Source organism: Phenylobacterium sp. (genome assembly GCF_041913825.1).
GTDB lineage: Bacteria > Pseudomonadota > Alphaproteobacteria > Caulobacterales > Caulobacteraceae > Phenylobacterium.
This window is the reverse complement of sequence record NZ_JAYSEO010000010.1, coordinates 82906-102069: the sequence shown is the minus strand read 5'-3', so window position 1 is coordinate 102069 and position 19164 is coordinate 82906. Positions and strand designations below refer to the sequence as shown.

Below are 19164 nucleotides of genomic sequence, written 5' to 3'. Positions count from 1 at the left end.
TGCGAGGGACGAGGGCTTCTAGCCCCTCACGAAGAACGGGCCAACGTCCGCGTCGTTCACCTCACGCCAGCTTCACCAGCATCTTGCCGAGGTTCTCGCCCGTGAACAGGCCGAGGAAGGCGTCCGGGGCCTTGTCGATCCCTTCGAAGACCGTCTCTTTCCAGGTCACCTTGCCCTCGCGCACCCAGCCCGAGAGGTCCTCGATAAACTTCGGCATCAGGTCGAAGTGGTGGGAGACGATGAAGCCTTCCATGCGGATGTTCTTGCCGATCAGCAGTGCGAGGTTCTTCGGTCCCGGCGGCGGCTCGGTGGCGTTGTAGATCGAGATCATGCCGCAGATCGCGAACCGGGCGAACAGGCGCGCCGCGTTCAGTGCCGCTTCAAGGTGCGCGCCGCCGACGTTATCGAAGTAGACGTCGATCCCCTCCGGCGCGCCGGCCATCAGGGCCTGGGTCAGGTCCTGCTCGGCCTTGTAGTCGATCACGTGGTCGACGCCGATGGAGCGCAGGAACTCCACCTTCTCCGCCCCGCCCGCCGAGCCGATCACCTGGTGGCCCTTGGCCTTGGCGATCTGGCAGACGAGGGAGCCCACCGCGCCAGCCGCGCCCGAGACGAACACCACGTCGCCGTCCTTCAGCGCCGCGACGCGCAGCAGGCCGGCATAGGCGGTCAGGCCCGGCATGCCCGCGACGCCCAGGAAGGCCTGCGGCGGCAGCCCGCGGGGGTCGAGCTTCTGCAGGCCGGCGGCGGCAGGTGCTGCCGTGAAGGCCTCGCGCCAGCCGAGCTGCGACACCACGAGGTCGCCCTCCTGGAAGTTGGGGTCGTTGGAGGCGGTCACCTGGCCGACCGCCCCGCCGGTCATGACTTCGCCGAGGGCGAATGGCGGGGCGTAGCTCTTCACGTCGTTCATGCGCCCGCGCATGTACGGGTCGACCGTCATCCAGAGGTTCTTCACCTGGACTTCGCCGGGGCCGGGGTCCCGCAGGTCCACCGTGGCGATCTCGAAGTTCTCGGCGGCGGGCATGCCCACCGGGCGGCTCTTCAGCCGGACTTCGCGCACCTGGGCCATGGTCATCCTCCCGTTATGATCGTTCAAACGACTGTTTAGCTCGGAGGACGCGGTGGCGTCGAGGGCGGCCGTCTGCTACCCGCTCGCGCCAATTCGGAGCTTCCCATGCGTGAGTCCCTGCGCGGCGGCGTGATCGGCGCCGGCGTCTTCGGCGGCTACCACGCCCGCCAGTACGCCCGCCTCGACGGCGTCGTCCTGTCCGCGGTCCTCGATCCCCACCCCGACCGCGCCGCCAAGGTGGCCGTTCCGTTGGGGGGCCGCGCCTTCCGCGAGATGGACGAGTTCCTGCGGGCCGTGGACGTGGTGACCATCGCATCGCCCGCCACCGGGCATGCCGAGCAGGCGCTCGCCGCGCTGGCCGCCGGCAAGCACGTCTATGTGGAGAAGCCCATCGCCGTCAGCGTCGCCGACGCCGAGAAGATGCGCGCCGCGGCGGCCGCGCGGAACCTCGTCGTCGCATGTGGCCACCAGGAGCGGGTGGTCTTCCGGGCCATGGGCCTGCTCGACGTGCCCGAGCAGCCGTTGTTCCTCGAAGCCCTGCGCCACGGTCCCCCGTCCGAGCGCAGCCGTGACGTCTCGGCGGTGCTCGACCTGATGGTCCACGACCTCGACCTGGCGCTCTCCATCTCGGCCGCCGATCCCGTGACGGCGGAGAGCGAGGGCGAGCGGGGGGCGGACGGCGTCTGGGACGTCGTGCGCTCAGAGGTCAGCTTTGAGGACGGCTTCACCGCCCGCTTCGACGTGTCCCGCGTGGCGCCGGAGCGCCGGCGGCGGATGAAGGTGGTTTACCCGTCGGGCGAGGTGGAGATCGACTTCGTCACCCGCGAGTTCCGCAACACCACGCCCTTCGTCCTGAACCGCGACTTCGCCGAGACGCCCGCCGCAACCGACCCGCTGGGCGCAAGCGTGCAGGGCTTCCTGCAGGCGGTGCGTGGGGCGGCGCCGCGCCCCGTGGTGACCGCGGACGAGGCGATCCGCGCCCTCGACCTGGCGCTCGCCGTCGAACAGGCGTTGGAAGACGCCGCGTAACGGGTCTAGCGTCGGGGCAACGATCCGGGAGGCCCCCATGACGTCCAGCGCCCACGAGTTCTCGTTCACCAGCATCGACGGCCAGCCGCTGCCGCTGACCAGCTTCCGCGATAAGGCGGTGCTGGTGGTCAACACCGCGTCCCAGTGCGGCCTCACCCCGCAGTACGACGGCCTGGAGCAGCTCTATCGCGCCTACCGCGACAAGGGGCTGGTGGTGCTGGGCGTCCCCTGCAACCAGTTCGCGGGCCAGGAGCCGGGGACGGAGGCCGAGATCAAGGACTTCTGCGAGACCCGCTTCAGCGTCGACTTCCCGCTCACCGGGAAGGTGGACGTGAAGGGCGATCACGCGCACCCGTTCTACCGCTGGGCGCAACAGCAGCTCGGCGAGCCGGCGGTTCCTGTCTGGAACTTCCACAAGATCCTGATCGGCAAGAATGGCGAGGCCGTGCGGGCCTTCGGGCCCAGGACCGACCCGCTCGACAGCGAAGTCACCGAGGCGATCGAGGGCGTCCTCTGAGCGATCCGGTCTCGCGCTCGCTGGAACTGGTGGCGGAGCGGGCCGGGGACCCCGCGCCAGCCATCTATGCGCGCCTGTTCGCCGAGTTCCCCGAGGCGGAGGCGCTATTCGTCCGCGACACCCGCGGCGCCGTGCGCGGCGAGATGCTGGCCGTGGCCTTCCAGTGCCTGCTCGACCTCGACGGCAGCTACGGGGCCAACTTCATCGCCGCCGAACGCGTGAACCACGAGGCCTTCGGGGTGGCGCCGGAGGCGTTCGGCCGCTTCTTCCCCATCGTCCGCGACGTCTGCCGCGAGCTGTTGGCCGGGGACTGGACGCCGGAGATCGACGCCGCCTGGAACCTGCGCCTGGCTCGCGTCGGCCGGCTGACCCAGGTTGAGGCATAATTTCCCACATCCGCCTCTTTCCCACCGCGGACAGCGCCTCTAAGACGGCCCCGCCAAGTCGGAGGCGCAACAAATGCATCGCAAGCCGGACGGATCCTGGGACAAGTCTAAGCTGCCCAGCCGCCACGTGACCGAAGGGCCCGCCCGGGCTCCGCACCGGTCGTACTACTACGCTATGGGGCTCGGCAGCCGAGAGATCGCCCAGCCGCTGGTCGGCGTAGCGTCCTGCTGGAACGAGGCGGCGCCGTGCAACACGGCCCTGATGCGCCAGGCCAACGCCGCCGCCGAGGGCGTCAAGTCGGCCGGCGCGACGCCTCGCGAGTTCTGCACCATCACCGTCACCGACGGCATCGCCATGGGCCACGAGGGCATGCGCGCCTCGCTCGCCAGCCGTGAAGTGATCGCCGACTCGGTCGAACTCACCATGCGCGGCCACAGCTATGACGCCCTGGTGGGCGTCGCGGGCTGCGACAAGAGCCTGCCCGGCATGATGATGGCCATGCTGCGCCTGAACGTGCCGTCGGTGTTCCTCTACGGCGGCTCGATCCTGCCGGGGCGTCTGGACGGCAAGGACCTTACCGTCCAGGACGTCTTCGAGGCTGTCGGCCAGTTCTCCGCCGGCACGATCAGCGAAGAGCGGCTCTGCCAGGTGGAGCAGCACGCCTGCCCCGGCGAGGGGGCCTGCGGGGGCCAGTTCACCGCCAACACCATGGCCCTGGTGTCCGAGGCCATCGGCCTGGCCCTGCCGCTCTCCTCGGCCCTGCCGGCCGCCTACACCGACCGCGACCAGTACGCGCGGGCCTCCGGCGAAGCGGTGGTGCGGCTCATCGAGAAGAACATCCGTCCGCGCGACATCTGCACCCGGAAGGCCTTCGAGAACGCCGCGGTGGTCGTGGCCGCCACGGGCGGCTCGACCAACGGCGGCCTGCACCTGCCCGCCATGGCGCACGAGTGCGGCATCGAGTTCACCCTGCGCGACTTCGCCGAGATCTGCGCCCGGACGCCCTACATCGCCGACCTGAAGCCCGGCGGTCGCTTCGTGGCCAAGGACATGGGCGAGGCCGGCGGCGCGCCGATGCTGCTCAAGACGCTGCTGGAGGGCGGCTATCTCCACGGCGACGTCATGACCGTCACCGGCAAAACGCTGGCGGAGAACGTGGCCGACGTGAAGTGGCGCGACGACCAGGAGGTGATCCGCCCGGTGTCCAACCCGCTGTCGCCCACCGGCGGCGTGGTCGGCCTGTGGGGCTCGCTGGCCCCTGACGGCGCCATCACCAAGGTCGCCGGCCTGAAGCACACCAAGCACCGGGGCCCCGCCCGGGTGTTTGACGGCGAGGAGGCCTGCTTCGCCGCTGTCGAGAAGCGCGACTACAAGGAAGGCGACGTCCTGGTGATCCGCTACGAGGGTCCGAAGGGGGGGCCGGGCATGCGCGAGATGCTGGCCACCACCGCGGCGCTCTACGGCCAAGGCGTGGAGAACATCGCGCTCATCACCGACGGCCGGTTCTCCGGCGCCACGCGCGGCCTGTGCATCGGCCACGTGGGTCCGGAGGCCGCCGCGGGCGGGCCGATCGCGCTGGTGAAGGACGGCGACATCATCTCCATCGACGCCGACGCTGGGACCATCGAGCTGGAGGTCGACCCCATCGAGCTCGAGCACCGGGCGCACCTCCTGGCCCAGGAGCCGGCGCGCAAGCCCATGTACGCCAGCGGCGCCGTCTGGAAGTTCGCCCAGAGCGTGGGGCCGGCTCACCTCGGCGCCGTGACCCACCCGGGCGCCCAGGCCGAGACCCACGTCTACGCGGACCTCTGAGGTGCGCACCCTCGGCCTCATCGGCGGGATCAGCGCCGAGAGCACGCTCGTCTACTACCAGCTGCTCAACCGCCTGGTCCGCGAGCGGCTGGGCGGCCTGCACTCGGCCAAGCTGATCCTCTGGTCGGTGGACTTCGCGCCGGTCGCCGAGCTGCAGGCCAAGGGCGACTGGGACGAGACGGGCCGGCAGTTCGCCGACGCCGCGCGCCGGCTCGTGACGGCGGGCGCCGAGGCGCTGATGATCTGCGCCAACACCATGCACCTGAACGCCCCGCAGGTGGCGGAGGCCGGCGGCGTGCCGCTGATCCATATCGCCGACGCCACGGCCGAGGCGCTGAAGGCGAGGAGGGTGAGCCGGCCGCTGCTGCTGGCCACCCGCTTCACCATGGAGAAGCCGTTCTACCTGGACCGCCTGCGCCGCCAGGGCCTCGACGGCTTCGCTCCCGATCCGGAGGATCGCGAGCGCCTGCACGCGATCATCTACGACGAACTCTGCCAGGGGGTGATCCGGGAGGACTCCCGGCGCGCCGTGCTGGAGATCCTCGCCCGCGGCCAGGCCGCCGGGGCCGACGGGATCATCTTCGGCTGCACCGAGATCGGCCTGCTGCTCGACCCCGCCGACATGCCCCTGCCCACCGTGGACAGCGCCGTCGCTCACTGCGAGGCGGCGGTGGCCTTCGCGCTCGGCGGCTAGGCCTCCAGACGCTGGCGGGCGACGATGGTGTCGACGTCCGCGCCGCCCGGCAGGATCCCGAACGAGCGTCCGCCCTCGTCGCCTAGCCGCGTCGCGCAGAAGGCGTCCGCCACCGCCGGAGGCGCATGGCGCACGAGCAGCGCGCCCTGCAGCACCAGGGCCAGGCGCTCGGCCGTCCAGCGGGCGTCGCTCTCGGCCGGCACACGCTTGGCCAGTCGGTCGAGCAGGTCCGTGGCCGCGGCGTCCAGCCGGTGGTCGGCGCTGCGCGCCTCGGCGATCTCCGCGGCATAGGCCTCCAGCGCCAACGGCTCGCGGGCCAGGGTGCGCAGGATGTCGAGGGCGATAACGTTGCCCGAGCCTTCCCAGATGGCGTTCAGCGGGCTCTCGCGGAACAACCTGGGCATCGGCGTCTCCTCCACGTAGCCGACGCCGCCGTGGCACTCCATGCACTCGTAGACGAAGTTCGGGTTGCGCTTGGTCAGCCAGTACTTGCCGACGGCCACCGAGAGCCGCGCGAACGCCCGGCCTGCCGCGTCTTCGGCGTCGAACGCGCGGGCCACGCGGAGGGAGAGCGCGACCGCCGCCTCGTACTCCACCGCGAGGTCCGCGATCACCGCGGTCATCGTCGGCTGGTCGATCAGGGTCTTCTGGAAGGCGCGACGCCCGCTCACCTGGTGCACCGCCTGCGCCAGCGCCATGCGCATGATGCCGAGGGTGCCGCCCATGGTGCCCAGACGCGTGTGGTGGACCATGTCGATGATGACCTTCACGCCTTCGCCCTCGTCGCCAAGCAGCTCGGCGTAGGCGTCGTGGTACTCGATCTCGCTGGAGGCGTTCGACCTGTTGCCGAGCTTGTCCTTCAGCCGCATGACCCGGATCGTGTTGCGCTCGCCGTCCGGCGTGAGCCGCGGAACCAGGAAGCAGGACAGGCCCCGGTCTGTGTAGGCGAGCGTCAGGAAGCCGTCGCTCATGGGCGCCGAGCAGAACCACTTGTGGCCGACCAGCCGGTAAGCGCGTGGGTTGGATGATTCCAGCCGGTGGGCGCGGGTGCTGTTGGCCCGCACGTCGCTGCCGCCCTGCTTCTCGGTCATGGCCATGCCGACCGTGATCCCGGCTTTCCCGGGGATCGGCCGGAGCGGCGCGTCGTAGCGGCCGCCGATCAGCTTGCCGAGCCAGGGTCCGGCCACGTCGGGCTGGGTCCGGAGGGCCGGGACCGCGGCGTAGGTCATGTTGATGGGGCACATCACCCCGGCTTCGGCCTGGGTGAAGAGGGCGAGGAGGCCCAGGTGGCCCACGTGGCCGCCCGGCTTGTCCGCCGCCCAGGCGATGTCGTGGATACGGTGCTCCATGGCGAGCGCCATGAGCTGGTGGTACGCCGGGTGGAAGCGCGCCTCGTCCACGCGCCGGCCGTAGCGGTCGAAGGTGACCAGTTCGGGCGGGAAGCGGTTGGCCTGCTCACCCCACTCCAGCACCTGTTCGGAACCGACCGCCGCGCCGAGCGCGGAGAAGGGCGCGTCCAGCCAGGCGCCGCCCTCCCGGCCCACGCCCTCGCGGAACGCCAGGTCGGTTTCGTAGAGGTTGCGACCGGCGAATTCCGGCGGCTGATTCGTGACCTCGTGGGTTTCGAGGCGGGTGGTGGGGGCGAAGGCTGGCATGGGTTCATTCCAGACCCGGCGCGGCCCTGCCGCAAGCCTCAGTAGAGGACGCCGACCCCGAACAGGAACGGGTGGGCCAGCGTCAGCCCGATCCAGACCACGACGGCCGCCAGGATCCGCCACGCGCCGATCTCGCCGAGGTCGAGCCGCTGCCGGCCCTGCGCCACGGCCAGGAACGGGATGTTCGAGGTCTGGGCGGCGAACTGGTCCCACTTGCCGCCGAGCGCGCGCCTGCGCTTGGCGTCGATGCTGGCGGTGCCGAACAGCGCCAGCGCGAGCATGGAGCCGAACAGGATCAGGCTGGCCGGGTCGCCGTTCACCAGCAGGTGGCCGAGCGCCCACAGGGCGACGCCCCACAGGAACGGATGCCGCGTGATCCGTAGCACACCCTGCACCGACTGCGGCCGGTCGAGCACCGTCTCCTGGCGCACGCTGGTCGGGTTGGGCGTGGCGAGCCCCACGACGACGAACAGGACCGCCACCATCTGCAGCAGGAACTGCAGGCCGTGGGTCACCGCGGACATGCTCCAGATGGGCGCCCCGTCAATGGCCTCCCGGGCCCCGGCGAAGGCGAACCCCAGCCAGACGAGGCCGGCCACCGAGACCAGAGAGAACAGGCCCATGTAGGCGTTCGCGCCCAGCCGGCCGACAAGGGCGTCACGCACGCGAGTACCGGACACGGCCAGGTGAATGAGCAGGAAGAAGCTCGCCGCGGCGATCAGGTTGAGCATGGTTCGCGCCTCCTCCGCCGAGTTTGCGTCTATGAATTTACGCCGTCAACTTTTCCGTCCTCGGCATCATCCTCCCAGGGCGGCGGGTCCGGAGGATCGAACAGCGGCAGGGCTGGAGCCGCAGGGAGCCTCGGTGCGGCCGCTGCCGCAGGCTCGGCCGTGCGGGGTGCCGACGGTCCGGGCTCGGCGGCGGCGGGGGCTTCCGCCCGGCCCTCGGCCGCGGCCGCGCGGCTCGGGGGCAGGGGTTTGCGGACAATGGCCTCGGTGCGGGCGATCCAGCGGTTGGCTTCCTGCACGGCCTCGGCCGCGCTCATGGCGTCCTTGCGCGCGTCGTCGTCGGGGAGCCACAGGTCGAGGTCGAAGTCCGGCCGGTGCGGGTCCTCGAAGATCAGCCGCAGCCGCACGAGACGGTCGGCGCCCGTGAGCAGGTCCAGCGCCCGGCGCGGCTCGCCGCGGTAGGCGCGGGCGATCACCTGGCCATCGACGATCAGCTCGGCCCCTAGCAACTCGTCCACCTTGTAGATCAGGCACCAGGCGCCGGCGTCCCAGGTCACCGCGATCAGGTTGGCCGCGAAGTTGAAGCCGGCCCCGCGGCCGCGGCCACGGGCCACCAGGAAGGCGTGCGGCTCGCCCTTCAGCACCTTCTTGAGGCTGCGCCGGATGCGGCGCTCTTCGGTGGACAGCTTGGCGCCGATGGTCCCCACGACCGTGAGGGCCACGCCCGTCAACGCGAGCAGCAGCAGGAGGCGCGCGAGCTCGTTCATCGCCCGCAAGGCTAAGCCTGTTTCGTGAGTCCCCGGAAGGGCTCCGACTCAGATGTCGAGCTCGATCACCAGCGGCACATGGTCCGAGGGCTTGTCCCAACTGCGGACGTCCCGGTGGATCGAAACGCCCTGCAACAGGTCGACAGCCTGCGGGGAGAGCAGGGCGTGGTCGATGCGGATCCCGTTGTTCCGCTGCCAGGCGCCGGCCTGATAGTCCCAGAAGGTATAGGCGCCGGGCGCGCCGTCTGCCTCGAGATAGGCGTCGGAGAGCCCGAGCCACTTCAGCGCTCGGAACGCCTCGCGGCTCTCGGTCTGGAAGAGGGCGTCGTCCACCCAGTTCTTGGGGTACTCGGCGTCGCGCGGCTCCGGGATCACGTTGTAGTCGCCGGCCAGCACCAGCGGCTCCTCGAAGGCCATCAGCGTGCGGGCATGGGCGTTCAGCCGGGCCATCCAGGCCAGCTTGTAGGCGAACTTCTCCGTCCCGATGGGATTGCCGTTCGGCAGGTAGATCGACGCCACCCGCACAGGCCGGGGCCCGGAGATCACCGCCTCGACATAGCGGGCCTGCTCGTCGCTGTCGTCGCCGGGCAGGCCGCGGCGGACATCCTCCAGCGGCGCCTTCGAGAGAATGGCCACGCCGTTGTAGGTCTTCTGGCCATGCACGGCGAGGTTATAGCCAAGCCGTTCAAAGGGTTCTGCGGGGAATTTCTCATCGACGCACTTCAGCTCCTGCAGGCAGGCCACGTCCGGCTTCGCCTCCTCGAACCAGCGCACCACCGTCTCCAGGCGGGCGTTGACCGAGTTCACGTTCCAGGTGGCGATGCGCATGCGGGGCTCCGTCGAGGTGGCGCGGAAGCTAGAGGGCCAGGGCCGCGGGCTCAATGGCTTGCGGGGTCGGCATCTCGCTGATACTTAAGTTGCGACTTAAGTGAGGTCCGCCGATGAGCCTGATCCTGCACCAGCACCCCCTTTCGTCCTTCTGCTGGAAGGTGAAGATCGCCCTCTACGAGATGGCCGTACCGTTCGAGCCGCGCCTGGTCGAGCTGCACGACGAGGCTTCTCGGGCCGCCCACTACGCTCGCTGGCCGCTCGGCAAGATGCCGGTCCTGGAGGACACCGCCGCCGGCAAGGTAGCGCCCGAGACCAGCATCATCATCGAGTACGTGCAGGGCCGCTATGCGCCAGGCGCCGGCTTGATTCCTGCGGACCTGGAGCCGGCGCTGACCGTCCGCCTGCTCGACCGGGTGTTCGACTTCTACGTCATGGAGCCCATGTCCCGGATCGTCGCGGAGAACTTCCGGGGCGGCGAGGATCCCGTCGGCGTGGCGGCCGCCGACGCATTGCTGGCGCGGAGCTACGACTACCTCGAGGCCGAGCTCGCAGGCCGTGCCTGGGCGGCGGGAGAGGCGTTCACCCTGGCCGACTGCGCCGCCGCCCCGGCGCTGTTCTACGCGGACAAGGTCCTGCCGTTCCGCGCCAGCCATCCGACGCTGGGGGGCTACCTCGACCGCCTGCAAGCCCGCCCGTCCTTCGCCCGCACGCTCGAGGAAGCGCAGCCGGTGTGGCACATGTTCCCGGGCCGGAAGGCGGCGTGACCGACAGGCTGGACACCCTTTTCCAGGCGCTGGCGGACCCCACGCGGCGGGCGATCCTGGAACGGCTGAGCCGGGGACCGGCTTCGGTCAGCGACCTCGCCCGGCCGTTCGACATGAGCCTGCCCGCGGTGGTCCAGCACCTGGCGGTGTTGGAGGCGGCGGGGGTGGTGAGGTCGGAGAAGGTCGGCCGCGTGCGCACCTGCCAGCTCGACCCCGGCGGCCTGAGCCGCGCCGAACAATGGATCAACGAGCGGCGCACCGCATGGGAGCGGCGGCTCGACCGGCTCGGCGCCTATCTCGCCGCCAATCCCGCGTCCCCTGAGGAGACCTCATGACCGAACGCAACGTGGTCCACGCCACCTTCCGGCTGGAGCGGACCTATCCAGTCCCACCGTCGCGGGCGTTCGCCGCCTGGGCGACCGCCGAGGCCAAGGCGCAGTGGTTCGACGGACCCGAGGGGACCGAGATCTACCAACGCTCGCTCGACTTCAGGTCCGGCGGCTCGGAGCGGCTCTGGGGCAAGCACCCGAGCGGCAAGGTCTCCGACTTCCAGGCGCGCTACTTCGAGGTGATCCCGGACACGAGGATCATCTACGGCTACGACATGTGGGTGAACGGAACCAAGCTCTCGGTGTCCCTCGCCACGATCGAGTTCCACGCCGAGGGCGAGGGGACCCGCCTGGTGATGACCGAGCAGGGCGCCTTCCTCGACGGCTACGATGACGCCGGCAGCCGGGAGGAGGGCACGGCCTGGCTTCTCGGCAAACTGGCGGCGGTCCTGGGCTAGATCGAGAAGCTGACGCCGCAGCCGCAACTGGACTTGGCGTTGGGATTGCGCACCCGGAACTCGGCGCCGGCGAGTTCGTCCACGAAGTCGATCTCGGACCCCTTCAGGAAGGGCAGGGAGACCACGTCCACCAGGGCCGCGGCGCCGTCGCGTTCCACGCGCAGGTCGTCGTCCTGCGGCGCGTCCACCAGGTCGAACTGGTATTGGAAGCCGGAACAGCCGCCGCCTTCCACCGCCACGCGCAGCATCACCGGGCGGCCTTCGGCCTGGCCGATATCGCGGAGGCGCCGGGCGGCGCGTTCGGAGAGCGAGACGTCGGCGGTGAGTTGGGTCGTGGTCATCGGTGTTAAAGGTTTGTGCGGCTTAGCCTATATGAGGTCCCCCGCGGCTTCGACCAAGAGGCCAGCTTCCAGAATGGTTTGATGGCCGCCACGATCCCGCCCCGCGCTCCGTACGCCGAGACCCCCGCCGCCAGCCGCGGCCGCAAGGTCCAGGAGGCGGAGAGCCGCACCCGCACCCCGTTCGCCCGCGACCGCGATCGGATCATCCACTCCACGGCCTTCCGGCGGCTGAAGGAGAAGACCCAGGTCTTCGTCGCCCACGAGGGCGACCATTTTCGGACGCGGCTGACGCACTCGCTCGAGGTGGCGCAGATCGCCCGCAGCCTGGCCACCGCGCTCGGGCTCGATCCGGACCTCGCCGAGACGATCGCGCTTGCCCACGACCTGGGCCACCCGCCGTTCGGCCACGCGGGCGAGGACGAGCTGCAGGTGCAGATGCAGTCCTACGGCGGCTTCGACCACAACGTGCAGACGTTCCGGGTCGTCACGAAGCTGGAGCGCCGCTACCCGCGCTTCGACGGCCTGAACCTCACCTGGGAGACCCTGGAAGGAGTCATCAAGCACAACGGTCCAGTGGCGGATAAGCTGGAGAAGCCCTCCTGGAGCGCCATCGCCGAGTTCGATGCGCAGTACGACCTGCGGCTCTCCACCTGGGCGTCGGCCGAGGCCCAGGTGGCCGCGCTCGCCGACGACATCGCCTACAACAACCACGACGTGGACGACGGCGTGGAGGCCGGCCTCTTCTTCCTGAAGGAGCTGCGCGACGTGCCGCTGATCGGGCCGCACGTGCATTCCGCCATGGCCGACTTCCCCGACTGCGACCAGCGGATCATCCGGCTGGAGGCGGTGCGACGGATGATCGGCGCCATGGTGGACGACGTCCTGGATGAGACCCGCCGCCGGGCCGCCGGCCTGACCTCGCCCGAGGATGTGCGCAATCTCGACCACGCGGTGGTCGCCTTCTCGCGCGACATGGTCGAGGACCTGTCGGCGCTGCGCGCCTTCCTGATGGAGCGGATGTACCGCCACTGGAAGGTCAACCGGACCCGCAGCCAGGCGCGCCGAATCCTGGCCGAGATGTTCCAGCTCTTCATGCACGAGCCGGACGTCCTGCCCGCGGAGTGGGGGGAGCGCGCCAAGGCGCGGGACGAGGCCGGCCGCGCGCGGGTGGTCTGCGACTACATCGCCGGCATGACCGACCGCTTCGCCATCGAGGAGCACCGCAAGCTCTTCCACCTCGACGTGCTGGGCTAGGGCGGGCGCCACACTTCCGCCGGGGGCCGCCCACAGGAAATGCCGCGGCGCCGCAGTCACGACGCGTAAGGCTTCGTTAGACTGTCGGCCGACGACCCGATTCGCCGCGCGGCGAGTCGCGCCCTGTGATTCGCGGAGCCTTCGATGTCCGACCAAGACCGCGGCGCCTACACGCCGCCCACCACCGACGCGCCGCTGTCGTTTGACGCGCGCCAGCCGGTGCGGGGCGCGCGCCCGATCCCCTTCACCCTGATCATCTCCGCCCTGGTGCTGGTCGCGCTCGTGGTGGCTATCGTCATCTTCTACCGCTCGGGCGTGCGCGAAGCCGGCCAGCCGCCGCAGACCGTGGGCACCCCGGTGGCCGAAATGAAGGCCGCCCCGCCGGCCGAGGCCCAACCGCAGGATCCGGCCGCCGGCCTGCAGATCTACCGCTCGGAAGCCGGCCAGGCCCCCGAAGCCGTTCCCCCCACCTTCGCCCCGCCCCCGGAGCAGCCGCAGCCGCGTCCCGCGCCGGCCCCTGTGGTCGTCGCGCCGCCCGCCGCCGCGCCGACCCAGCCGGTGACCGCCGGCCCGGCGCTGCGCCCGGCGCTTCCTGCCGCCCAGGCGTCGGCTCCCAAGGCCGCGCCGCCGACGCAGGTGGCCACGGCGCCGCCGCCCCCCGCGGCGAAGGCGCCCCCGGCGCCGGCCCCGGCGCCCGCGGCGAATGCCGCCGGAGGCGCGGCCGTGCAGATCGGCGCGGTGTCCTCCACCGCGCTTGCCGACAAGGCCTGGAACGACGCCGTGGCCGCGGCCCCTGGCCTGGCAGCCGGCAAGGGCAAGAGCGTCGAGCGCATCGAGCGCGACGGCTCGGTGCTCTACCGCACGGCGGTCACGGGCTTCGCCGACCGCACCCAGGCGACGGTCTTCTGCAACCGCCTGAAGGCCGCCGGGAAGAGCTGCTTCGTCCGGTGACGGTCCGCGCCGCCATCCTCGGATGCTCGGGCCCCGCGCTCACGCGCGAGGAGGCGGCCTTCTTCCGTGACGCGGAGCCGTGGGGGTTCATCCTGTTCGGCCGTAACGTGGAGACCCCGGACCAAGTGCGCCGACTCACGGACGACCTGCGGGCGGCCGTCGGACGCGCGGACGCGCCGGTGCTGGTCGATCAGGAGGGCGGGCGCGTCGCGCGCCTGAAGCCGCCGCACTGGCGGCGTTTTCCCGCCCCCCGCGCCTATGGTCGCCTGCCGGCCGCGCAGCGCGAGGAGATCGCCCGGCTGGGCGGGCGGCTGATCGCGGACGAACTGACGGCCGTCGGCCTGAACGTCGATTGTGCCCCGGTCCTCGACGTGCCCGATCCGACCGGCCACGAGGTGATTGGCGACCGCGCCTATGCGGAGAGCGCCGTGGACGTCGCCCGCCTTGGCCGCGCCGCGGCCGAGGGCCTGCTGGCCGGGGGCGTGCTGCCGGTGATCAAGCACATGCCGGGGCACGGCCGCGCCCGGGTGGACAGCCATCGGGAGTTGCCGGTGGTCGATGCGACCCCTGACGAGCTGGCGGCGCGCGACTTCGCTCCGTTCCGTGCGCTCCGCGACCTGCCGATGGCGATGACGGCGCACGTGATCTACGCCAGGATCGACCCTGAGCGTCCGGCCACCACCTCGAAGGCCTGCTTCGATCGGGTGATCCGCGGCGCCATCGGCTTCGATGGGTTGGTGATGAGCGACGATCTCGCCATGAAAGCCCTGTCTGGGCCCTTCGCCGCGCGGGCTCAGCAGGCGCTGGACGCGGGCTGCGACGTCGTCCTGCACGGCAACGGCGAGATGGCCGAGATGCGCGGCGTGATCGACGGGGCCCGCCCGCTCGCAGGCCGGGCCGCCGAGCGGGCCGTGGCGTCGCTGGCGCGCATCGCCGCCCCGCCGCAGCCGTTCGACAAGGCCGAGGCGCGGATGCGCTTCGACGCCGCCTTCGAAGGGGCCTATGCATGAGGGGCGGCTTCCAGCCGAGCCTCGATTTCTCCGCCGCCGCCAACGCGGCTGAGGATGGCGAGGCCCTGGTCATCGACATCGAGGGCTATGAAGGCCCGCTGCACGTGCTGCTGGCGCTCGCCCGCAGCCAGAAGGTGGACCTGCTCCACCTGTCGATCCTGAAGCTCGCGGAGCAATACCTCGCCTTCGTCCAGCAGGCGCGGCGGATGCGGTTCTCGTTGGCCGCCGACTACCTCGTGATGGCCGCGTGGCTGGCCTACCTGAAGTCGCGTCTCCTGCTGCCGAAGCCGGAGAAGGCGAAGCCCGAGGAGGCCCCGGCCGAGGAGGTCGCCGCCCAGCTCGCCTTCCGGCTGGCCAAGCTCGACGCCATGCGCAAGGCCGGCGAGGCGCTGCGGGAGCGGCCGCAGCTCGGGCGCGACGTGTTCGGTCGGGGCGATCCCGAGGCGATCAAGGTGATCCCGTCCACCCGCGTCGAGGGCGACCTCTATGGGTTGATGAGCGCCTATATCGAGCAGCGGCGGAAGGAGGAGGGGCGCCACTACACGCCCAGGCCGCCCGCCGCCTATCCGCTCGAGGACGCCCGCGATCGCCTGCGCAAGCTGCTGCCGGATCTCGACCGCTGGACGCCGCTGACGGGCGTCGCCCCGCTGGGCTCGGCGGGGCAGGGGCCCAGCCGCGCGTCTTTCGTCGCCTCGACGCTGTCGGCCAGCCTGGAGCTGGTGAAGGAGGGTGCGCTGGAAGCCCGACAGCTCGAGGCCTTCGCCGACATCTACCTGAAGCGGCGGGCGGAGCTGCGGCCGTGAGCCTGGATCCGGCCCAGACCGAGCGCGAGGTCGAAGCGCTGCTGTTCGCCGCCGCCGGCCCGTTGAGCGAGGACGACCTCGCGCGGCGCCTGCCCGAGGGCGCGGACGTGCCCGCCGCCATCTCCGCCCTGCAGGCCCGTTACCAGGGACGCGGCGTGGAGCTCGCCGACGTCGGCGGTCGTTGGCGGTTCCAGACCGCCGCCGACCTCGGCTGGCTGATGACCGAAGAGCGCGAGGAGCCGCGGCGGCTGTCCAAGGCGGCGCAGGAAACCCTGGCGATCATCGCCTATCACCAGCCGGTGACCCGGGCCGAGATCGAGGCTGTGCGGGGCGTGCAGGCCAGCAAGGGCACGCTGGACGTCCTGCTGGAGCTCGGGCTGGTGCGGATGCGCGGGCGCCGCCGCTCGCCGGGCCGGCCGGTGACCTACGGCACGACGGACGCCTTCCTCGAGCATTACGGCCTGGCGAGCCTCGCCGACCTGCCAGGCATGGCCGAGATGAAGGCAGCAGGCCTTCTGTCCATGGACCTGCCGCCGGACTTCGCCATCCCCAATCCCGAGGCGCCTGTCGGCGACGAGGAGCCGCTCGACTTCGAGGGCGAGGCGCCCGAGTTCCACGTCGACTTCCTCTCGGAGGATGAGCCGGGGCGGTAGGCCGCGCGCGTGGCCGTGGCGCGCGTCTGCGGGACGGACTATATAGCCCCCGAACCACGGATCCGCCGGGGGCGGGATCCACCAAGGAGTTTGGCCGTCATGGGCTCTTTTTCCATCTGGCACTGGCTGATCGTGCTGGTCGTCGTCGCGCTTCTGTTCGGCGGCCGCGGCAAGCTCTCCGGCCTCATGGGCGACGCCGCCAAGGGCATCCGCGCTTTCCGCGACGGCCTCAAGGGCGACGACGAGACCCAGCAGGCCGACGCCAAGCCGCTCCCCAAGGAGCGCGAGACGGACACCACGCGCGGCTGAACCGCCCGCGTTTTCGCTGACCTCCGAACGCCGGCGCGCTTGATCGCGGCCGGCGTTCCTGTCTAGGCCACCGGCATGCTTCCCGACGTCGGCGTCACCGAATACCTGATCATCGCCATCGTGGCGCTGATCGTGGTCGGCCCCAAGGACCTGCCGGTCCTATTGCGCAAGCTCGGGCAGTTCGTGGCCAAGCTGCGCGGCATGGCCAGCGAGTTCCGCGCCAGCTTCGACGAGATGGCCCGCCAGTCCGAGCTGGACGAGCTGCGCAAGGAGGTCGAGGCGATGCGCCGCGGCCAGTTCGCCGACCTGCCGACCACCGAGGTCAACCAGGCCTTCGACGACATCAATTCGAGCCTCAACGACGTGGGCGTCCAGCTCCACCCGCCGATGAGCCACCAATGGGACGCGCCGCCCGCCACGCCTGAGCCTGAGCCGGCGGTCGCGCCCGTGCCGGAGCCGGCCAAGAAGCCCCGAGCCCGCAAGCCGAAGGCCGAGGCGGAGACTGCCGCCAAGCCCCGGAAGCCCCGGGCCAAGAAGGCGGCGGAAGGGGGCGCGCCGTGAGCGACTACGATCCCGACGAGGCCGAGATCGAGGCCAGCCGCGCCCCGCTGCTCGACCATCTGATCGAGCTTCGCAAACGCCTGATCATCTGCGTCGCCGCGGTGATCGTCGGCTTCATGATCTGCTTCGGCTTCTCGACGCCGATCTACCAATTCCTGCTGCACCCGTTCGAGATGGCCGCTCGGATGTTCGCGGCCCAGAAGGCGGGCGCCAGCCACGGCCCGTTCGACCTGATCTTCGTGCTCCTGGGCGTCAAGGACGTCCCGGCCCTGGCGGGGGATGACCTGCGGCTGGTGTTCACCGCCCCCCTGGAGTTCTTCTTCACCAAGCTGAAGCTCGCCGGCTTCGGGGCGGTGGTGCTGACCTTCCCGGTGCTCGCCTGGCAGGTCTACGCCTTCGTGGCGCCCGGCCTCTACAAGCGCGAGCGGCGCGCCTTCCTGCCGTTCCTGGTGGCCGCGCCGACCCTGTTCCTGCTGGGCGCGGCGCTCGTCTACTTCATCATCCTGCCGTTCGTGCTGTGGTTCTCGCTGAGCCAGCAGATCGTCGGCACGGGCGGCATCGCCGTGGAGCTGCTGCCGAAGGTTTCAGACTACCTCACCCTTGTCACGACCCTGCTGCTCGCCTTCGGCCTCTGCTTCCAGCTTCCGGTGGTGCTGACGCTCCTCGGCATGGCGGGGCTGGTCACGTCCAAGATGCTCCGCGCCGGCTGGCGCTACGCGGTGGTCGGCGTGTTCGTGGTCGCCGCCATCGTCACGCCGCCGGACCCGATCAGCCAGACCATGCTCGCGGTGCCGATCATCCTGCTCTACGAGATCTCGATCTGGTGCGTGCGCGTCATCGAGGGCCGTCGGGCGCGGGAGGAAGCCGGCACGGACGTGGTGGCCGTCTAGAGGGCCTTGGCCCGCCCGCCGACGCGCTCTAGGAAAGCGGCTCACTCCCCTGCAAGCGGCCGCCATGCACGATATCCGAGCCATTCGCGAAACACCCGAGCTTTATCGCAAAGCCTGGGAGGCGAAGGGCCTGTCTGGCGCCGCGCTGGTGGAGCAGATCCTCGAACTCGACGGCCGGCTACGGGCCGCCCAGACGACGCTTCAGGCGGCGCAGGCCGAGCGGAATGATGCGTCCAAGAAGATCGGCCAGGCCAAGGCCCAGAAGAACGATGACGAGGCCACGCGCCTGATGGCGCACGTGGAAACCCTCAAGCGCACGCTTGAGGAGCAGGCCGAGATCGAGCGCACGGTGTCGGAGGAGCTGCGGAACCTCCTCGCCACCCTGCCGAACATTCCTGCGCCGGACGTGCCGGAAGGCGCGGACGAGGGCGACAACGTCGAGGTGCGCCGCTGGGGCGAGCCCTTCGCGATCTCCAACCCCAAGGACCACGTCGACATCGGCGAGGGGCTCGGCCTGCTGGACTTCGAGGCCGCGGCGCGCATGAGCGGCGCGCGCTTCGCGGTGCTGAAGGGCCAACTCGCCCGCCTCGAACGTGCGCTCGGCCAGTTCATGCTCGACCTGCAGACCCAGGAGCACGGCTACCTGGAAGTGGCCCCGCCGCTGCTGGTCAACGACGCCGCCGCCTACGGCACCGACAAGCTGCCGAAGTTCGCCGAGGACCTGTTCCAGACCACCGACGGCCGCTGGCTGATCCCCACCGCTGAGGTGCCGCTGACCAGCCTGGTGATGGGCCAGATCGTCGCGGAGGAGGAGCTGCCGCTGCGCTTCACCGCGCTGACGCCCTGCTTCCGCTCGGAGGCCGGCGCCTCGGGGCGCGACACGCGGGGCATCATCCGCCAGCACCAGTTCAACAAGGTGGAGCTGGTGTCGGTGACCACGCCGGAGCAGTCCGAGGCCGAGCACGAGCGGATGGTCGGCTGCGCCGAGGCGGTCCTGAAACGCTTGGAGCTGCCGTTCCGGACCATGCTGCTCTGCACGGGCGACATGGGCTTCGGCGCCCGCAAGACCTACGACCTCGAAGTCTGGCTGCCGAGCCAGGGCAAGTACCGGGAGATCAGCTCCTGCTCGAACACGGGCGACTTCCAGGCCCGGCGGATGGACGCTCGGAGCAAGAAGGCCGGCGAGAAGGGCACGCGCTACGTCCACACCCTGAACGGCTCGGGCCTGGCGGTCGGCCGTACGTTGGTGGCGATCATGGAGAACTATCAGGACGAGGGCGGCCGCATCGCCATCCCACAGGCGCTGCACCCCTACCTCCCGGGGCTCACCCACATCGGCGCCGAGGCCTGAG

Annotated in this window: 23 protein-coding genes; 17 read left to right on the top strand and 6 right to left on the bottom strand. The window is 70.7% G+C overall.

Translation table 11 applies throughout. From position 1 onward, the window contains the following. Positions 1-61: 61 nt before the first annotated feature. The gene (locus ACE3Q8_RS10240; protein WP_374470180.1) at positions 62-1069 is read right to left on the bottom strand and encodes an NADP-dependent oxidoreductase; all 1008 of its coding nucleotides are present in this window, start codon (positions 1067-1069) and stop codon (positions 62-64) included. Between the two features lie 105 nt (positions 1070-1174). Between ACE3Q8_RS10240 and ACE3Q8_RS10235 the strand changes: the two genes are divergently transcribed. The 5 genes from ACE3Q8_RS10235 to ACE3Q8_RS10215 all read left to right on the top strand — a co-directional run bounded on the left by ACE3Q8_RS10235 (position 1175) and on the right by ACE3Q8_RS10215 (position 5508). After that, positions 1175-2098, top strand: a complete 924-nt coding sequence (locus ACE3Q8_RS10235; protein ID WP_374470179.1) for a Gfo/Idh/MocA family protein — start codon at positions 1175-1177, stop codon at positions 2096-2098. Positions 2099-2135: 37 nt separating this feature from the next. Beyond that, entirely contained in the window at positions 2136-2615 is a 480-nt protein-coding gene (locus tag ACE3Q8_RS10230) for a glutathione peroxidase (protein ID WP_374470178.1), read from the top strand. A gap of 29 nt (positions 2616-2644) precedes the next feature. Next, positions 2645-3001 carry a globin gene (locus ACE3Q8_RS10225; protein WP_374470177.1) on the top strand — a complete coding sequence of 119 codons (357 nt, stop codon included), beginning with the start codon at positions 2645-2647 and terminating at the stop codon, positions 2999-3001. 73 nt (positions 3002-3074) lie between these two features. Then, positions 3075-4814 (top strand): dihydroxy-acid dehydratase, encoded by a 1740-nt coding sequence (gene ilvD / locus ACE3Q8_RS10220; RefSeq protein WP_374470176.1) that lies wholly within the window; start codon positions 3075-3077, stop codon positions 4812-4814. 1 nt (position 4815) lies between these two features. Continuing rightward, entirely contained in the window at positions 4816-5508 is a 693-nt protein-coding gene (locus tag ACE3Q8_RS10215) for an aspartate/glutamate racemase family protein (protein WP_374470175.1), read from the top strand. On the opposite strand, the gene ACE3Q8_RS10210 is transcribed toward ACE3Q8_RS10215, so the two are convergent. From ACE3Q8_RS10210 to xth, 4 genes are read right to left on the bottom strand one after another with little or no spacing between them, the layout of a single operon-like run. Then, a complete protein-coding gene (locus tag ACE3Q8_RS10210) occupies positions 5505-7163 on the bottom strand; it encodes an acyl-CoA dehydrogenase family protein (protein WP_374470174.1) in 1659 nt (552 codons plus the stop codon). The two genes, ACE3Q8_RS10215 and ACE3Q8_RS10210, sit on opposite strands and share 4 nt — an antisense overlap. A 38-nt stretch (positions 7164-7201) precedes the next feature. Next, positions 7202-7894, bottom strand: coding sequence for an NnrU family protein (locus tag ACE3Q8_RS10205; protein WP_374470173.1), 693 nt, complete (start codon positions 7892-7894; stop codon positions 7202-7204). Between the two features lie 29 nt (positions 7895-7923). Continuing rightward, positions 7924-8667, bottom strand: a complete 744-nt coding sequence (locus tag ACE3Q8_RS10200; RefSeq protein WP_374470172.1) for a hypothetical protein — start codon at positions 8665-8667, stop codon at positions 7924-7926. A 39-nt stretch (positions 8668-8706) separates the two neighbouring features. Further along, positions 8707-9486, bottom strand: a complete 780-nt coding sequence (gene xth, locus ACE3Q8_RS10195; protein WP_374470171.1) for an exodeoxyribonuclease III — start codon at positions 9484-9486, stop codon at positions 8707-8709. A 113-nt stretch (positions 9487-9599) separates the two neighbouring features. On the opposite strand from xth, the gene ACE3Q8_RS10190 reads away from it, so the two are divergent. Genes ACE3Q8_RS10190 through ACE3Q8_RS10180 form a run of 3 tightly spaced genes read left to right on the top strand, consistent with a single transcriptional unit; the run spans position 9600 to position 11040 of the window. Then, positions 9600-10253 (top strand): glutathione S-transferase family protein, encoded by a 654-nt coding sequence (locus ACE3Q8_RS10190; protein ID WP_374470170.1) that lies wholly within the window; start codon positions 9600-9602, stop codon positions 10251-10253. Further along, positions 10250-10588, top strand: a complete 339-nt coding sequence (locus ACE3Q8_RS10185) for an ArsR/SmtB family transcription factor (protein ID WP_374470169.1) — start codon at positions 10250-10252, stop codon at positions 10586-10588. The genes ACE3Q8_RS10190 and ACE3Q8_RS10185 overlap by 4 nt, the downstream gene beginning before the upstream one ends. Next, on the top strand, positions 10585-11040 hold the full coding sequence (locus ACE3Q8_RS10180) for an SRPBCC family protein (RefSeq protein WP_374470168.1): 456 nt from the start codon (positions 10585-10587) through the stop codon (positions 11038-11040). The genes ACE3Q8_RS10185 and ACE3Q8_RS10180 overlap by 4 nt, the downstream gene beginning before the upstream one ends. On the opposite strand, the gene erpA is transcribed toward ACE3Q8_RS10180, so the two are convergent. Then, on the bottom strand, positions 11037-11381 hold the full coding sequence (erpA, locus tag ACE3Q8_RS10175; protein ID WP_374470167.1) for an iron-sulfur cluster insertion protein ErpA: 345 nt from the start codon (positions 11379-11381) through the stop codon (positions 11037-11039). The genes ACE3Q8_RS10180 and erpA overlap by 4 nt on opposite strands. Positions 11382-11462: 81 nt before the next feature. On the opposite strand from erpA, the gene ACE3Q8_RS10170 reads away from it, so the two are divergent. The 9 genes from ACE3Q8_RS10170 (at position 11463) to serS (ending at position 19163) form a co-directional block, all read left to right on the top strand. After that, a complete protein-coding gene (locus ACE3Q8_RS10170) occupies positions 11463-12635 on the top strand; it encodes a deoxyguanosinetriphosphate triphosphohydrolase (protein WP_374470166.1) in 1173 nt (390 codons plus the stop codon). Positions 12636-12779: 144 nt separating this feature from the next. Continuing rightward, positions 12780-13586: an SPOR domain-containing protein gene (locus ACE3Q8_RS10165; RefSeq protein WP_374470165.1), complete on the top strand. Its 807-nt coding sequence runs from the start codon at positions 12780-12782 to the stop codon at positions 13584-13586. Then, the gene (nagZ, locus tag ACE3Q8_RS10160; RefSeq protein ID WP_374470164.1) at positions 13583-14596 is read left to right on the top strand and encodes a beta-N-acetylhexosaminidase; all 1014 of its coding nucleotides are present in this window, start codon (positions 13583-13585) and stop codon (positions 14594-14596) included. The genes ACE3Q8_RS10165 and nagZ overlap by 4 nt, the downstream gene beginning before the upstream one ends. Beyond that, complete coding sequence (locus ACE3Q8_RS10155) at positions 14593-15399, top strand: ScpA family protein (protein ID WP_374470163.1); 807 nt, start codon at positions 14593-14595, stop codon at positions 15397-15399. The genes nagZ and ACE3Q8_RS10155 overlap by 4 nt, the downstream gene beginning before the upstream one ends. After that, complete coding sequence (gene scpB / locus ACE3Q8_RS10150) at positions 15396-16052, top strand: SMC-Scp complex subunit ScpB (RefSeq protein WP_374470162.1); 657 nt, start codon at positions 15396-15398, stop codon at positions 16050-16052. Before ACE3Q8_RS10155 ends, scpB begins: the two co-directional genes overlap by 4 nt. 99 nt (positions 16053-16151) lie before the next feature. Continuing rightward, positions 16152-16361, top strand: a complete 210-nt coding sequence (locus ACE3Q8_RS10145) for a twin-arginine translocase TatA/TatE family subunit (RefSeq protein WP_374470161.1) — start codon at positions 16152-16154, stop codon at positions 16359-16361. 75 nt (positions 16362-16436) lie between these two features. Next, positions 16437-16922 carry a Sec-independent protein translocase protein TatB gene (gene tatB / locus ACE3Q8_RS10140; protein ID WP_374470160.1) on the top strand — a complete coding sequence of 162 codons (486 nt, stop codon included), beginning with the start codon at positions 16437-16439 and terminating at the stop codon, positions 16920-16922. Next, complete coding sequence (tatC, locus tag ACE3Q8_RS10135) at positions 16919-17812, top strand: twin-arginine translocase subunit TatC (protein ID WP_374470159.1); 894 nt, start codon at positions 16919-16921, stop codon at positions 17810-17812. The genes tatB and tatC overlap by 4 nt, the downstream gene beginning before the upstream one ends. A 64-nt stretch (positions 17813-17876) precedes the next feature. Then, positions 17877-19163 carry a serine--tRNA ligase gene (serS, locus tag ACE3Q8_RS10130; RefSeq protein ID WP_374470158.1) on the top strand — a complete coding sequence of 429 codons (1287 nt, stop codon included), beginning with the start codon at positions 17877-17879 and terminating at the stop codon, positions 19161-19163. Position 19164: the final 1 nt, after the last annotated feature.